This is a genomic window from Rhodococcus sp. NBC_00297 (genome assembly GCF_036173065.1).
Classification (GTDB): domain Bacteria; phylum Actinomycetota; class Actinomycetes; order Mycobacteriales; family Mycobacteriaceae; genus Rhodococcoides.
The window spans coordinates 3,634,697-3,649,086 of the sequence record NZ_CP108041.1 but is presented as its reverse complement, the minus strand read 5'-3'; the positions used below and the strand labels follow the sequence as shown (position 1 = coordinate 3,649,086).

The 14,390-nt window shown below is 63.1% G+C and carries 15 protein-coding genes; 8 read left to right on the top strand and 7 right to left on the bottom strand.

Annotated features, from left to right (window positions below):
• Positions 1-84: 84 nt before the first annotated feature.
• The 3 genes from OG947_RS17160 (at position 85) to OG947_RS17150 (ending at position 1,602) form a co-directional block, all read left to right on the top strand.
• Positions 85-435, top strand: coding sequence for an ASCH domain-containing protein (locus OG947_RS17160; protein ID WP_328812453.1), 351 nt, complete (start codon positions 85-87; stop codon positions 433-435).
• 277 nt (positions 436-712) lie between these two features.
• Entirely contained in the window at positions 713-1,102 is a 390-nt protein-coding gene (locus tag OG947_RS17155) for a hypothetical protein (RefSeq protein ID WP_328812452.1), read from the top strand.
• 47 nt (positions 1,103-1,149) lie between these two features.
• Positions 1,150-1,602, top strand: coding sequence for a hypothetical protein (locus OG947_RS17150; protein WP_328812451.1), 453 nt, complete (start codon positions 1,150-1,152; stop codon positions 1,600-1,602).
• A gap of 686 nt (positions 1,603-2,288) precedes the next feature.
• Here the strand turns inward: OG947_RS17150 and OG947_RS17145 are convergent.
• Positions 2,289-3,134: a hypothetical protein gene (locus OG947_RS17145; RefSeq protein WP_328812450.1), complete on the bottom strand. Its 846-nt coding sequence runs from the start codon at positions 3,132-3,134 to the stop codon at positions 2,289-2,291.
• 408 nt (positions 3,135-3,542) lie between these two features.
• On the opposite strand from OG947_RS17145, the gene OG947_RS17140 reads away from it, so the two are divergent.
• Both OG947_RS17140 and OG947_RS17135 read left to right on the top strand, forming a co-directional pair.
• On the top strand, positions 3,543-4,943 hold the full coding sequence (locus OG947_RS17140; RefSeq protein WP_328812449.1) for a zinc-ribbon domain-containing protein: 1,401 nt from the start codon (positions 3,543-3,545) through the stop codon (positions 4,941-4,943).
• Between the two features lie 77 nt (positions 4,944-5,020).
• Positions 5,021-6,202 (top strand): HEPN domain-containing protein, encoded by a 1,182-nt coding sequence (locus OG947_RS17135; protein ID WP_328812448.1) that lies wholly within the window; start codon positions 5,021-5,023, stop codon positions 6,200-6,202.
• A gap of 1,356 nt (positions 6,203-7,558) precedes the next feature.
• Here OG947_RS17135 and OG947_RS17130 read toward each other — a convergent pair.
• The 3 genes from OG947_RS17130 to OG947_RS17120 all read right to left on the bottom strand — a co-directional run bounded on the left by OG947_RS17130 (position 7,559) and on the right by OG947_RS17120 (position 9,868).
• On the bottom strand, positions 7,559-8,407 hold the full coding sequence (locus tag OG947_RS17130; protein ID WP_328812447.1) for an ABC transporter permease: 849 nt from the start codon (positions 8,405-8,407) through the stop codon (positions 7,559-7,561).
• A 206-nt stretch (positions 8,408-8,613) separates the two neighbouring features.
• The gene (locus OG947_RS17125) at positions 8,614-9,471 is read right to left on the bottom strand and encodes an ABC transporter ATP-binding protein (protein WP_328812446.1); all 858 of its coding nucleotides are present in this window, start codon (positions 9,469-9,471) and stop codon (positions 8,614-8,616) included.
• A complete protein-coding gene (locus OG947_RS17120; RefSeq protein ID WP_328812445.1) occupies positions 9,464-9,868 on the bottom strand; it encodes a GntR family transcriptional regulator in 405 nt (134 codons plus the stop codon). Before OG947_RS17120 ends, OG947_RS17125 begins: the two co-directional genes overlap by 8 nt.
• A 214-nt stretch (positions 9,869-10,082) precedes the next feature.
• Between OG947_RS17120 and OG947_RS17115 the strand changes: the two genes are divergently transcribed.
• Positions 10,083-10,538: a cytidine deaminase family protein gene (locus OG947_RS17115; RefSeq protein WP_328812444.1), complete on the top strand. Its 456-nt coding sequence runs from the start codon at positions 10,083-10,085 to the stop codon at positions 10,536-10,538.
• 144 nt (positions 10,539-10,682) lie between these two features.
• On the opposite strand, the gene OG947_RS17110 is transcribed toward OG947_RS17115, so the two are convergent.
• Complete coding sequence (locus OG947_RS17110) at positions 10,683-11,099, bottom strand: MerR family transcriptional regulator (protein WP_328812443.1); 417 nt, start codon at positions 11,097-11,099, stop codon at positions 10,683-10,685.
• A 54-nt stretch (positions 11,100-11,153) separates the two neighbouring features.
• On the opposite strand from OG947_RS17110, the gene OG947_RS17105 reads away from it, so the two are divergent.
• The gene (locus tag OG947_RS17105) at positions 11,154-12,140 is read left to right on the top strand and encodes an oxidoreductase (RefSeq protein ID WP_328812442.1); all 987 of its coding nucleotides are present in this window, start codon (positions 11,154-11,156) and stop codon (positions 12,138-12,140) included.
• Positions 12,141-12,188: 48 nt separating this feature from the next.
• On the opposite strand, the gene OG947_RS17100 is transcribed toward OG947_RS17105, so the two are convergent.
• On the bottom strand, positions 12,189-12,638 hold the full coding sequence (locus OG947_RS17100) for a tetratricopeptide repeat protein (protein ID WP_328812441.1): 450 nt from the start codon (positions 12,636-12,638) through the stop codon (positions 12,189-12,191).
• Between the two features lie 277 nt (positions 12,639-12,915).
• The gene (locus tag OG947_RS17095) at positions 12,916-13,461 is read right to left on the bottom strand and encodes a hypothetical protein (protein ID WP_328812440.1); all 546 of its coding nucleotides are present in this window, start codon (positions 13,459-13,461) and stop codon (positions 12,916-12,918) included.
• Positions 13,462-13,743: 282 nt separating this feature from the next.
• Here OG947_RS17095 and OG947_RS17090 point away from each other — a divergent pair, with 282 nt between their 5' ends.
• Positions 13,744-14,310: a hypothetical protein gene (locus OG947_RS17090; protein WP_328812439.1), complete on the top strand. Its 567-nt coding sequence runs from the start codon at positions 13,744-13,746 to the stop codon at positions 14,308-14,310.
• Positions 14,311-14,390: the final 80 nt, after the last annotated feature.

Below are 14,390 nucleotides of genomic sequence, written 5' to 3'. Positions count from 1 at the left end.
TGCTGTGAGGCCGGGTGGATACTTTTCTGCGCCGTAGCTACGCCAGGCAACCTTGAATGTTGATTGGTCACCTATCGTGAGCAGATGACGCCCTCCCGTCCACACCGAACCGTGCACTTCCACGAGAAGCACTACCTGGACACGACGACCGGCACGAAGACCGTGACCGTGCGGTGGAACGAAAACGTTGAACTGGGCCCGGCGCTGTTCGTCTTCGGAAACCATCCCGATCTGCGGACCCTCACCGGACGCGTGACCTTCATCGAGACCCACCCGATCGCGCAGCTCACCTCTACCGCAGCTCGACAACCAACGGGTACCGACATGAACGTTTTCGCCGAGCAACTGCGAGCGAACTACTATCCGACCATGCCGGAAACGGCACTCGTCCAGGTGGTAGGCATCGTGGTCGACACAAATTCCGCACGCATCTGACCTAGCAATGCGTCTCGACTCTGCCAGGGCACACGGCACACCGACTAACGAATACCTGTTCGGCGGCAGTGCTTTACCTGGCTGAGGCAACGCAAGGGCGATGGGACAGGTCATCGCTCCCGGGAAGGCACGTTCCTGCACAGGTGCACCGAGCGTCGACACGCGACTACTTCCGTGTTGCGGACGGGCAGGGGCTTCGCCAGGTAGAGGCGACCCCGTAGGTGACCGGTCCAGATCGTCGAGCATCCCCGGCGACGGCGCGCCCTAGGCTCCGACAATGGAACTGCGTCGGTCGTTGCGTCGACGACTCTGGTGGCTCCCCGGCTTCCTGAAAGTCGCGCTCGTGTTGGTCGTCCTGTCATCGCCGTACTGGTACGACCGGTACCTCCGGACCATCCCCCGTGAGCCGGCCGAAGTCGTCGCCGCACCGACCTGCACCGCACCCGGGGTGACAGGTGTGGTGACCGCTGGCAGTGGCGCTGTCGAGACGGGACTTCCGAGGGCCGGAACCGTTCCCGACGACTTCGCGCCGGTAGATGTCGTGGCCTGTGTCCTTGCACAGTCGATGTCGCCAGGCGTGGAGGCGCTCGAGGTGGGCTGTTCCGATAGACCGGCCACCCGCATCATAGTTTGCGACAAAAACTTCGAGCACTTGTTCCGCTCATAAAGTTGGCGTTGGCCTAGACGGATCATCAAACAAGCGGGGGAACCGATATGGACTCAAGACTGGACGATATGGACCCTGCCGAGCTGTTTGCTCGGTTGTCCGAGAAGCTGACAACAGTCGACGCTATGCACCGGACACTCAAGCGGGCGCAGCGTGGTAAGGAGCTGTTCACATGGGCACTCAACCCTCAATCCGTGGACCCGAATAGCAGCCTGGCCGCCGATGACAGGGGGTTCATGAATGAGTACACGAGCAATATGGTCAGTGCGACAGCCCTATTCCCAATCATGAATGCTGCCGACTGCCTCTGCTCGGCGGCAGAACTGATCGAGTGGCAACCGAAGTCGCACAGCAGTCACGGAACGTCGATCCTCGCCCAGTGCCGTACCGCAACCGAGTCGGCGGCGACCACTGTATGGCTACTGTCCGACCGTGATCGTCAGATGCGTCGCGGTTTGAGCGTGCGGTTCACCACCTCGGAGCTGAATGCTCAGCGTTAGTATCACAAATCGACCGCCCGAAGGTTCGAATGCGACTCTGATTTCGCTGATACGAAACTATACAGAGACTTTGCGGAGCATGTTCGACTGTTCGACGAACGCGTGACGATGCTGCGACGAGGTGAGAACATCACACCGAAAGCCTCCGTACGTTCGAACGATGGGGTCGTGCGGTTCGCAGCGAAGTGGTTGGACAACCACCCACCGGCCCACGCGGCTGAAGGCGAACCGTTCGGTCGCAAAGCCTTCGGATTCGAAGACACAGCATCTGAGTTCTACTCGACAAGTTCTGCCGTCATGCACGGGCTTAAATGGCCGCTGGATTACATGCCCCGCGGCGAACTGGACATGTCGCGACTGATCGTGGATGGGGTCAGCGTTGCTGTCGCTATGGCCGAGTGCGCTGTTGCGTTGTTCGAGGTGCACGCACAGCAGCGAGCACCTCGATCACAGCGAGAACCGTTGTACCCGGACCGACTTGGGCCGACTATCAGAAGGTGGTCTCGATACTTTTATGAGCCGGTGCATCCACCTATCGATCCCGTGTTGCTGGCTCTGCCCAGCTCGCCCGAAATTTAACCACTCATGTCCATCCATCAGCTCAGGCAAGGCGGGCGCACTTTGTGCATGTCCCCTCACCGCTCACGGGTGAGGCCAGCGGTACTAGAGACCGGGAAATTCCGCAGTTAGCCTGCGAGCACGTCGCGCAGATCGTTCGGCATCTGCCTGTAGCCGGATACTCCCGGAACCATGAAGCGGCCGCATCCGTCCACCTCGGCCGCGAAGATGCCGCCACCGGAACCATCGGGGCGAACCAACCGACCAGCAACCACCTCGCTGGCCACCTGCCGACACGGCTCCGCCGCAGGCGCGCCCAAGGATCGCGTCACCACATCCTGACCGATCTCCGCCGGCAGTGTCCCCGCGTCCACGAAAGCGTCGCCAGCGGGAGTCGTTCGGTACCGACACACAGTCAGATCCGACACATCCCAGGTCGGCACCATCAGATGGAATGCAGCGATGTCCTGCGCTCTCGATCCTTCGGCATCGGCTTCCGAGGTCGCGGGGAACGCGTACCCGCTGGACTGCCCGCACGAACCAGGCACTGACGCCGACCCGAGAGTCGCCACCGTCGTCCGGCTCGCCTCGGCGAGCGCGTTCACAGCCGCAAGAGGCGCATCTTGGTACCCGCAGAGTGTGGTCGGCCATTGCGGCCTAATTGCGGAGCCATCCGATGACACCAACCACAGACCGACCGGCGCGTCCTCGGTGAAAGCACACGACGAATTCGAGGTACCTGCCTCCCCTTCGGACGGAACCTTGAACGCCCGAACGACCTCCTCGACGTCGCCGCCGAGGGTCACCGCGGCGATGAAGACGTTGCCCGCAGCATCCACACCACGTTCACACCGCACCACGCTAGTTGGGCTGAAATTCGCAGGTACAGAACCTTCTCCCAGCGGACCGGGGACGGTGCCATCATCGGGACGCGCTATGCCGTTGTCAGACAACAGGAATACGGTGTCCGTCAACGCACAGTCGGCAACGGGGAACACCTCGGCCGGCGGGTACGTGAACGATTCCGTCCCCGCGCACCCGGCCGTGATCAGCGCGACCGAGCAGCACACAACCGCAGCGCCTCGCACCCGACCCCACACAACGATCATTCATCGAACCTACGCCGTGCACGACTCTTCGACCTGTATCCAGCTGCTTGCGGAGCCGGCCCGCCGCAACGACAGCGACTCGCCTTGGACCCCGTCGACTACCGAGCGTGCTGCGGGGCTCGCGTGCTCTCGTCCTCCACCGGTCAGGAAATGAACCGTCCTGGTCCTGATGGAGACTACGACCTCACTTGGACCAGGACGCCCCCCCCCCCCCCGGACCAAGAACTGAGACACCCCGTGTGTATTCACGGAAGACCTAGTTGAATGGTGGGCGTGGACTCGCTCGCAGATTCGCATCCGAACATCGCGGCTCAGTGGCACCAAGCCAGAAACGTGTTGACTCCTGCTCAGGTGACCCGAGGATCGACCAAGAAGGTGTGGTGGCTGGGGCCGTGCGGGCACGAGTGGGACGCAACCGTTGCCAACCGCGTGGGCCGATCGTCCGGATGCCCGTACTGCACACGCAAGAAGGTACTTACCGGGTTCAACGACCTGACTACCCGCTACCCCGAGATTGCGGCGCAATGGCACCCAACGAAGAACGGTGATCGGATGCCCGAAACCACAATCGACGGCACACCACGCAAGGCGTGGTGGCTCGGAGGCTGCGGACACGACTGGGAGGCCGAGGTCCGAGAACGAGTGCGCGGTACTTCATGTCCGTACTGCTCCGGCAGCCGCGTGCTCTCGGGGTATAACGACCTACTATTGATCGACCCCGCTCTTGCCGACCAGTGGCATCCAGATAAGAACGGCAACCTCCGGCCAAGTGACTGCGCAGCTAGGTCCACGCGCACGGTGTGGTGGCTGGACGAGCACGGCCACGAGTGGCACGCGAGAATCGCCACCCGCACCGGCGGCGGGCACGGGTGTCCCTACTGCTCTGGTCGTCGCCCGGTGCGGGGTACAGGGGACCTCGTCACGCTGCGCCCGGACCTCGCGCATCAGTGGCATCCCACCACGAACGGCGAGCTATCCCCTGCCTCGGTCTCACCGGGGTCCAAGCGCAATGTGTGGTGGCGAGACGAACACTCCCACGAGTGGAAATCGACAGTGAAGGATCGGGCCCAGGGCCACGGCTGCCCGTACTGCTCCGGACGACGAGCAATCGTCGGCAAGACCGACCTCGCCTCGCGACGACCGGACATTGCTGCCGAGTGGCATCCGACACGCAACGGAGAACTTCGCCCGGATCAAGTGACGTTCGGTTCGTCCCAGTCGATCTGGTGGGCTTGCGCCGAGGGCCACGAATGGGAAACCCGAGTCACGTATCGAACCTCTGCGGAAGGCACGGGATGCCCGTTCTGTTTCCCCCACTGGAGCAGGGGCGAGAAGGAGGTCGCTGCGTTCATCGCATCAGTCGCCCCCAACCTCACGGTACTCGAGAATGACCGCAGCTCGCTTGGCAACCGAACGGAACTCGACATCAGCCTCCCCGAGCTGAAAATTGGGATTGAGTACAACGGCGTCTATTGGCACGACGAGTCCGACCCGGAGGTGCGACACAGGCACGTGGCGAAAGCGACGGCCGCTGTCGGCAGAGGCATCACGTTGGTCATCGTGTGGGAGGACGACTGGAAAGTGCGACGTTCGGCGGTGGAGGATGCGCTGGTGGCAATCATCAGCGGCGGCGTAGGCGTTCCCCCTTGGATGACCTACGAGCGAACCAATTGAATGGCCATAGTGATCGGACTGCCATGACTTCTGATATAGGAAGCAGACCGGAGATTGTAGAGGACGGGCAGTGGTGGATGCCGCTCACGGATGGTCGAACTGCCGGCAACCTCATCACTGTCGACGACGGCGCCCTTCGCCTCGAACTCGACGGCTATTTCGTCCCGTCGACCGACCGTAGTCAAATTCTTTGGGGTGAGACCGCGGACGCCAGACCGGTAACGCTGCTGGGCTGTTTGGTCTTGTCTTCTGGTCGGTCGAGGCAGGAAGTCCACGTACATGCGGCTCTGATCGGCGTTCACATCGAGTCCGCCGATGACGCCATCTTCGTCGCGCAGTCGGCGAGCCTTTCCAACCTGACTGATTGGGCAACACGCGGCTCTGTCGAGCCGCCGTTACCCCAGCAGATCACCAATCCGCAATGTCCTGAAGAGCAGCTCAGCCTGCAGCGCGTCGGCCGAGAGGTTCAATTGCTCATCGAGTCGAATCAACCCCGGAATTGGGCGGGCTTCGGTGCCACGACGCAATCGCTGCTAGATCTCCTCACCGTGGCGGGCAACGCGGACTGTCGGATCGAGTCATCCGTTCTGACCAGCATCGACGGTTCCACTGTCCACGTAAGAATGAAAACTGACCCGGTGATTGAACATCGTTGGCACCCGGTGTTCGCGCTGAGCACTGTCCCCGAGCGGTTCGTAACCGAATGGTTGTGCTTGCGAGAGCAGCTAGGGATGCCGGGTTCAGTACTATTCAGTCTCGACTACGGTGGCCACGGGTACTTCCAGAACAAGCTCTTCAACGCCGCCTCCGCCGCTGAGGGTTTTCACCGTATTCTGTTCCCGAATTCAACCGGGCTGTCGGCGCAGAAGTACAAAGACCTCAGGGAACACATCAAGACTGTGCCTGACGACGAGGCGCGGAACTGGGCTATGTCAGCAATCGGACGAAATCAACCGGGTTTGGCGACCCGAATGCAGGAACTCGCCTCGATCCCCGACAGTGAGGCCGTCACCATCGTGCTCCGTGACCAGGACAAGTGGGTTTCTTGGGTCGTCAATGCGCGAAATGCGATTGGTCATTCAAACTTAGACGGGATGGGCAAGATTCCGCATACGGTCAGACCCGCTCTAACTTACGTAACCAAAACCCTGCTGCACTTAGTGATCTTTGAAAAGCTTGGGCTGACTCCCGATCAACAGCGAAGCGCGGCCGCGGTCAGCTACTACAATTTGCGGCAACCTTATAACGACTACTTCTAGTCGCGAAGACGACTGTGATGACCACTTTGAACCGAACGGGTCCCGAGTGGTGTCGATCGGGCCGCGGTGTGCTTGGACTCCAGCGAGCCGAACATCACCGAGCAGGAGTACGTCGACTACTGGCAGACCCTCTTCGACGACCAGCGATGAACCTACCCCGATCAGTCATTCCCGTCGGCCAGCCGTATTCGGGGGTGCCGTTTCGCGTTCTGAGAGGTCTGTTGCGCAGTAGGGACGGGCGGCGTGCAACTCGATCGACGAGTCCGGAATTCAGGCGGTGTGGGAGCGGTCGCGTCTGGACAGCCCAGCGGCACTCGAGAACGTGTGTCCTCAGCTGGCTGACTACATCGGTCCACCTGTCACGCGGATTGCGGGAATCTCACTCCCGATCCATGGGCCGACCCCGACCAAGGTGTGTTCTGCCGCGGCGACCGCTGACCAGCGGACAGTCGGGTCGATGACACCGAGACGTGCAGGACGGGCCTCGTCTCCACCTCGAGGCAGTCGTCGTCGGTGTTGAGTCACGATCGTCGAGCACCCCGAGTGCCGCGTGCCGCGTGCCGCGTGCCGCGTGCCGCGTGCCGCGTGCCGCGTGCCCTAGGCTCCGGCAATGGAACTGCGTCGGTCGTTGCGTCGACGACTCTGGTGGCTCCCCGGCTTTCTGAAAGTCGCGCTCGTGTTGGTCGTCGTGTCATCGCCGTACTGGTACGACCGGTATTTTCGAACCATCCCCCGTGAACCGGCCGAGGTCGTCGCTGCACCGACCTGCACCGCACCCGGGGTGACAGGTGTGGTGACCGGTGGCAGTGGCGCTGTCGAGACGGGTCTTCCGAGGGCCGGGACCGTTCCCGACGACTTCGCGCCGGTCGATGTCGTGGTCTGTGTCCCTGAACCGTCGCGGTCGCCGGGCGCGGAGGCGCTCGTGGTGATTGAGGAACGCCGATCTGGTGACCTTCGTCCGCTCCTGGCTGCGATCGCTGCACCGTCTCGACCCGAGTCGTGGTTCGGCTTCACCAGCGTGGACTCGTTGCCTGTTCCCTTGGTTTGGCTGGTCGACATCGATGGACGTGCGATGTTGGCGGAACTGCCGCGCGAGCGCGAGAACGGGTCGGTCGCACCGCCGGCCTTGATCGCGCTCGACGCACTGACACTCGTCAGCAAGGTGGCGCACGGATGACCGCTCCCCACCGCTGACCACGACGTTTGCGCAGACGTCGGCAATCCTGACGTCGCCACACGAGGTTGACTCCTCGCACGAGGAGACCTGCTGCCCCGGAACCGTTCGACCTCGTCAACACAGGGGGCATCCGGCCGTTTCCGCTCGCCGTCGGAGTTACTCTCTGTCCTCGGACTGACTCACGGCCGAAGTCGCCGCACCGACGCCGTCGATGCGCCTGCCAACAACACCGCCACCAGGACGCACAGCGCCGTCTCGGTGATCTGGAAACGCCAGAACATCTCATCCGCATGAAATCGGTTCTCGTAGTGGTCGACTCCGAGACCGCGCAGACAGTCGGCGCGTTCGCGCGCTGCGGCAACGTACGCCGCGTCCAGTCGGGCCTCGTACTGAGCGGTGGTCTCGTTGTCGTCCGGCTCCACCCACGAGTCGTTACGCGACGCGCACGTATCGAGTCCGACCTCCACGCGCGCCCCACTGCTGTCGACGTAGTCGGAACCGACAACCCAACGGGGGAAGAAAGACTCGCCCGGCATCAAGTCCGTGTAGGACGCGTACCCACCTCCGAACACGTCCTCCAATTCCAGCCGCTCCACCTGAGGTGTCGCATAGTGCTCGCGAAGCACAGTCGGAAACGCCACCAGCGCAACGACAGTCACCACCAGCGTCATGATCATCGCGCCCACCGTGTGCCGCACCAGCAATGCGCATGTAGAACCGATCACCAGGCCCATAGCGGTGTAGCCGGCGGGGACCATTGCCACGGAACCGAATTGGGGAAAGGCCAGCCGGGAATCGAACGTCCCCGGGAACGCATAGACCCCTGACAGGGTCCAGAACCGTGCCCAGAACATCGTCATGCCGAGAACCACCATCGCTGCGGTGATCGGAACGAACACCACCAGAACTCTCGTCCAGTACCAACGACGTCGGCTGACCGACTGCGTCAGGCCCAGTACGTGGGTCCGGGACTCGATGTCGCGGGAGAAGCATGTGACGCCGGCGAAGACGCCGAGAAGGACGGGCAAGGCAGTGGTCGCGAGGGTCGCCGACGTGATCGTCGACTCTGCGAAACACTCGGAACGGGAGTATCCGAAGCATTGGAAAAACAACAGCCCGAACGACGGGGAACCACCCACTGCCACTGTCACCGCTGCAACGAGAACTGCAAGAAGGACAGGGACGGCGACGCCCGCCACTATCGTGCGGCGGCATTGCCGCCATGTCACCCAGATCATTCGCTGCTCCGCCCGGTCAGATGAGCTATGACGATGTCGTCGAGGGTGGCGTCGTCGATCTGCCACTCACCTGCGTCAGCGGGCTTGGGACCCTGCGCTATGAATACCGCTCCGCCTGTCCCGGGCATCTCCGACACGATCGAACCTGTTCCGATGACATCCGATGGGTCACCGCGCCCGCGCAGGAGGTAGTGGTCGGCGGTCACGGTGTCGAGCGGCCCTGACACCCGGACTGCACCATGGCTCAACAGCATCAGGTGATCGGCTATGTCCGCGAGTTCCGCCAGCACGTGGGACGAGATGACCATGGTCGTGTCGAATTCGGCTGCGTGCGACATCAGGGCTTGCGCCACGTCGCGACGAGCCACCGGGTCGAGGTCTGCGAACGGCTCGTCGAGAAGCAACACCTCGGGCCGACGCCCCAACGCCACCGCCAATGCCACACGCGTGCGATGTCCGGGTGACAGCGCCCTGACCCGCGACGTCATTGAGATACCCGCCGCCGCCACCAGACGAGTGGCGTACTGCTGGTCCCACGGCTGGTTGGTCTCGCGGCCGAACCTCAACATGTCCGCGACGGTGAATCTCCCGTACAGCGGCCTGTGCTGCGCGAGATAGGACAGCCCGGGCGAGATACCCTGCTGCCCTACAGATGTACCGAGAACGGTGATCGACCCCGCATCAGGTGCCAGCAGCCCGACAATCAGCGACATCAGCGTCGACTTTCCGGCACCGTTCGAGCCCACCAGGGCAGTCACAGAACCGCGGGGCACCTCGAACGAACAGTTCTCGAGCACCGACGTCTTCCGGAATGCCTTGCACACCCCGACCATCGACAATACGGACTCAGCCATCACTACCCTCCGTTGCGGTCGATCTCGCATCGAGCACCGCTGTCACCAGGGCTTCCATGTCGGACCTCTCGAGTCCTGCCGCCACCGAATGATCGACCCACCTGTCCAATTCACGCCTCAACGCTGCCTGCTCCGCCATCCCCGGCTTCACGAGGGATGAGACGACGAACGTTCCCGCCCCCGGTCGCGGCTCGACCAGGCCATCGCGCTCCAACTCCCGATACGCCTTGAGCACCGTGTTGGGATTGATGGCCAATGCGCTCACCACCTCTTGGGCCGTGGGGAGGCGGTCGCCGACGTCCAGGTTCCCGAGCCGGAGCGCACTCTTCGTCTGCAACACAAGCTGCAGATACGTAGGAATTCCTGACGTCCGGTCGATCCGATACGCGATCGCCACCTCAACCTCATTCAACTAGTTCCGTAGTGGAAGACCGTAACACTTGGTTCGCTCGAACGCGCGTTTTCGTCAACCGGTCCGAGAACGGGGTGCGCAACTCGGCCAGCGGGTCACAACCGGACACTGCCGGCGCACGGGTTCGAAACAAGAAAGGTGATCTCCCTCCTGGGAGGGCTCCACAACAGGGGGCGTCGAGCCCTCGTAGTCTGCGATCGTGACACCACATCTTCCTGATTCCGCGTCCGATGTCACTGACCTCGAACTTGCATTGGTCCAGGCCGCTCGCGACACTATCGACGCTGCCACAGACGCGGGCCCGGACGAGGATGGCGTCCACACGATGGGAGCGGCGGTACGAGCCGCAGATGGTCGTATCTTCCTGGCAGTCAACGTCTATCACTTCACCGGTGGGACCTGTGCCGAGCTGGTGGCGCTCGGCGCTGCACGAGCCGGCGGTGCACTCGACCTGACTCACATCGTCGCAGTCGGCAATCACGGCCGAGGGGTCAAGAGCCCGTGCGGTCGAGATCGCCAGATACTCGCCGACCACTACCCCGACATACGGGTGATCGTCCCCGGGCCGAGAGGTTTGATCAGTGTCGTCGCAACCGACCTACTTCCCCTGGCGTTCGATCACCACGCCGAAACAGTCAGAGCTGAAGGCCTGTAAGAGAACAGTTGATCCGCCTGCTCGGCCTGGTGCAGTTCCTGGTGCAGCGATATTGGGCGTCGGCCTGCTCAACCGCAATCTTTCGGTGACGTACGCCGCCTGGGCAACTGCAACGCCGTCGGCGGGCGCTTCATCGGCATCGCATCAGCGCGACAGCCACGGATCGGCGGCGGCGCCGCTCGCGACGTGGCGTCGGTAGATCGCCACTTTCCCGGTGATGACCTCGAGGCAATCAGTGATCGACGCGAGCTGAGCGCGCACACGCTTCTCGTGCTCCTGCAGCAAACGCAGCCGGTCCGGCTCGTTCCCCGGCCCCTGGCGCACCAGAGCCGCGAATCGGCGCAACTCCGCCAGCGGCATCCCGGACTCACGCAACTTCACGCACACCGTCAACCACTCCACGTCGGTCTCGCTGTAGACCCGTCGACCACCGGGTGTCCGTTCGATCGGATCGACGAGAAGCCCATTGCGTTCGTAGAACCGCAACGCGTGCACACCGAGACCTGTCACACGGGCGACGTCACCGATCGAGAAGACGGTGGCGCGTTCATCATCCGACATCTACGCCTCCCGTCTCTTGACCTCGACCACGCTCTAGATCGTAGCGTTGCAGACATGATGTCCTCGGTCGAGCAAGCACCTCTCGGTACGCCCTACACCGCTGCCACCACCTCGGAGGAGGTGATGGCCGGTGTCGACCTCACCTACAAAGTCGCGGTCGTCACCGGCGGATACTCCGGCCTCGGACTGCACACCACCACCGCGCTCACCCGCGCCGGCGCCCATGTCATCGTCCCCGCACGCCGCGTCGACACCGCCCGCGCAGCACTCGACGGCATCACCGGTGTGCAGGTCGTGGAGATGGACCTCGCCGACCAGGACAGCATCCGCGCCGCAGCCGCCGAAATCGCGCAGTCCGTCGACCGGATCGATTTGCTGTTCGCGACTGCCGGCATCATGGCCACCCCGCTCGAACGCACGACGCAGGGGTGGGAGAGCCAATTCGCGGTCAACCACCTCGGGCACTTCGCGCTCACGATGCACCTGTGGCCGCTCCTGGCAACGGCCGACAGCGCGCGAGTGGTGCTGTACTCATCCGCCGGCCACCACCTCTCCCCCATCCGGTGGTCCGATATCGACTTCACCGGCGGCTACGACAAGTGGCAGGCCTACGGTCAGTCGAAGACTGCGATGATCCTGTTCGGAAGAGGACTCACCGCACTGGGCGCCGCGGACGGGATCGAGGCGTTCTCCCTGCACCCCGGTGCCATCCTCACCCCCCTGCAACGCCACCTCCCGCTCCAAGAGCAGATCGACCTCGAGTGGGTCGACGAGGACGGGAACGGCATCGATACCTCGTTCAAATCCGTAGTGCAAGGCGCCGCAACAGGACTGTGGGCCGCGACGTCCACCGATCTCACCGGCAGGGGCGGGGTGTACTGCGAGGACTGCGACATCGCTCCCACCGCGATACCCGGAGGCTCCATGGCAGACGGCGGCGTCCAGCCCTACGCCATCGACCCGGATGAAGCCGAAAGACTGTGGGAGGAGAGTCTGCGACGCACAGGCATCGGTCGCGAATGGTCGATCGCGATGCCGTAGTGCGGCGCCGTTGCCAACCGGCCGAACCAGCGTTCCGGCAAGCCACGTTCACTCGACGGAGTCGTGCTCGCTACTCTGTATGGCGGAGACGGCCTCGCGCCACGCAGCGCGGTACCGGTCCAGGTCCTGGTTCCCGTTGTGCTCGGTAATGACGCTCAGCAATTGCGCCACAGCAGTATTCGGTCGTCCCGCGCGGTGCTCCGCGATCGCCCTGAACACTCCGACCTCGGCCCATTCCGGGTGCTCGGCGCCGACGTCGACGAGTAGGAGCAAGACGTCGTCGGGCTTGCCGAGCTCGGTTAGTGTGCTTGCCAGTTGCACGACGCACCGGCGCTGCCTGTCACCGGTGATCCCGAGATCAAGGGCTTGCCGGTAATGCCGTTCGGCGAGCGCTTCCTGCCCATCGGCATCGAGGGCGTTCGCCAGCTCGAACAGTGCAGGACCGTGATCCGGGTGGGTCCGTGCGAGATGGGTGAACGCCGCAACGGTCGACGCCATGTTCTCGCGGTCGCGGACTGCGTACAACGCCATGACCGCAGCCTCGAAGTCCGCCGGAGCATCATGAGCACCCATTCCGACCTCCTTCTCGACGGGAAAGTGAAGACTAGTGAAGTGGAGCGCCTTCCTCGTGCATCGCAGTCTGCACCCACGCAGATGGTCACAGATATACGCACAGTTCGGTGGCTGTCAGCCAGGAGCATGGTGCAACGCAGTCGAGGCGCGTTGGTGACACGCCAGGAAGCGACAGGCACGGACAAGGACGCGTGCCGGGGATTCAGTGTTCGGCGTCCGGTATTGCGTCCATTCCTACAGGTGGCGGTCCATCGCCGGCCCAATAGTAGGTGCAGTTGTACCACCACGGGGCTACACGCACGTGCGGTGCACGCAGCCGAGCCCATTCCAAAGCATCTGTCAGGGTCTCGAATTCGGCTGAGCTCTCGTAGGTCTCCTCGCCTCCCCAATATCCCTGATAAACCCCGTCGGCCTCACGCAGAGGACGTGAGGATTCGTGGCTCGGGTGATCGCCCTCGCGGGGTGTCTTGCGCCAAGCCACGGACACAGTTCCGGTGCGGCCGATCGCCGCAAGTAGGTTGTCGCCGACGCTGATCAGTCGGGTCGCCTCTTGGCGGTCACGTTCGGCGATACGCTGGTCGACGACGACCCTCGCCAGCTCGTCTTGGACATCGCCGACAATCGTTTCCACGAGCGGACTGCCGCACAGCGCTTCGGTGATGCGGCGGTGGAGGTCGGCTCGCCCGACGTCCAGGAGATCGTCCGCAAGTCGCTGTGCTGGTACGTCGAAGACGGTTCGTCGGCCCATTCGTCCAGCGTAACGTCGCTCCTGACGCTGGAGCTCGCACTGCTCTGCTCTGCTGGGATCCACCTCACCCGCGATTCGGTCCTTCACGCATCACAAAATGACCTCAGTTACGCGAACTTCGGACCACGGCACGGCCGGAAGTTAAGACAGAGCAGCAGAATCTCCGCCCGGTGGAGTGCGTAGCCGTGTGCGATGAACGCCGGAACCCATCAATTTCGACTAGCTCGTTCTTTTGTTCCACGACGCGCCCCGACATACCCGACGGCCTGGTTGACTGACCACATGGTTCTGCAGTACTCGAGCGTTCCGAATCCCGCCCGGTGGATCACGGAATCGACGGTGCCGTGGGACGAGCTGGCGAAGTTCGGACCACACAGCATGTTCGAGTCGCATGCCCGACTGCGGTACGTCCCCGACAAGGGACAAGCGCCGAGGCCTGAGATCCCGCCACGCCCCTTCACAGAACAAGGCGACGCACCCGTCTTCAATGAACTTTGCGAGCTGCTGAAAGCGGAGACGACGACTCCCGATCGGTGCTACTTCTGCCTGTGGGACGGCTGGCCGGATATCGATCGCGACATCGACCCGGGTCCGCCTACTGTGCTCATTCCGAACCGTAGCTACTACCTGTTCACCGGAACGTTGAGCGAGGTCGGCCGGTGGAGTGCCGTCACCGGGCCCGACTCCATGCCGCCGGCCGCATTGGTCTGGCCAGCTGACCACGCCTGGTGTGTCGCTTCCGATGTCGACCCGCCCTGGGCCGGCATCGGCGGCACCAAGGAGACGATCTCTCGTCTGACCGTTCAAACCAGGGTCGACGTCATGGCTGCCGACCCCACGCGGTGGTGAGGAGTGAGCTCACTCGTTCTCTCCCAGAGTCTGCAGTACCTCCAGCCAGCGCGCCCGCCCCTGATGGTAGGCGGCGAGTT

Bases quoted from the DNA above. Each gene is read 5' to 3' on its own strand.
- OG947_RS17125 (WP_328812446.1), bottom strand. From the start codon at position 9,471: ATGGCTGAGTCCGTATTGTCGATGGTCGGGGTGTGCAAGGCATTCCGG.
- OG947_RS17150 (WP_328812451.1), top strand. From the start codon at position 1,150: ATGGACTCAAGACTGGACGATATGGACCCTGCCGAGCTGTTTGCTCGG.
- OG947_RS17090 (WP_328812439.1), top strand. From the start codon at position 13,744: ATGGTTCTGCAGTACTCGAGCGTTCCGAATCCCGCCCGGTGGATCACG.
- OG947_RS17110 (WP_328812443.1), bottom strand. From the start codon at position 11,099: ATGTCGGATGATGAACGCGCCACCGTCTTCTCGATCGGTGACGTCGCC.
- OG947_RS17100 (WP_328812441.1), bottom strand. From the start codon at position 12,638: ATGGCGTCGACCGTTGCGGCGTTCACCCATCTCGCACGGACCCACCCG.
- OG947_RS17095 (WP_328812440.1), bottom strand. From the start codon at position 13,461: ATGGGCCGACGAACCGTCTTCGACGTACCAGCACAGCGACTTGCGGAC.
- OG947_RS17105 (WP_328812442.1), top strand. From the start codon at position 11,154: ATGATGTCCTCGGTCGAGCAAGCACCTCTCGGTACGCCCTACACCGCT.
- OG947_RS17135 (WP_328812448.1), top strand. From the start codon at position 5,021: ATGCCGCTCACGGATGGTCGAACTGCCGGCAACCTCATCACTGTCGAC.
- OG947_RS17155 (WP_328812452.1), top strand. From the start codon at position 713: ATGGAACTGCGTCGGTCGTTGCGTCGACGACTCTGGTGGCTCCCCGGC.
- OG947_RS17160 (WP_328812453.1), top strand. From the start codon at position 85: ATGACGCCCTCCCGTCCACACCGAACCGTGCACTTCCACGAGAAGCAC.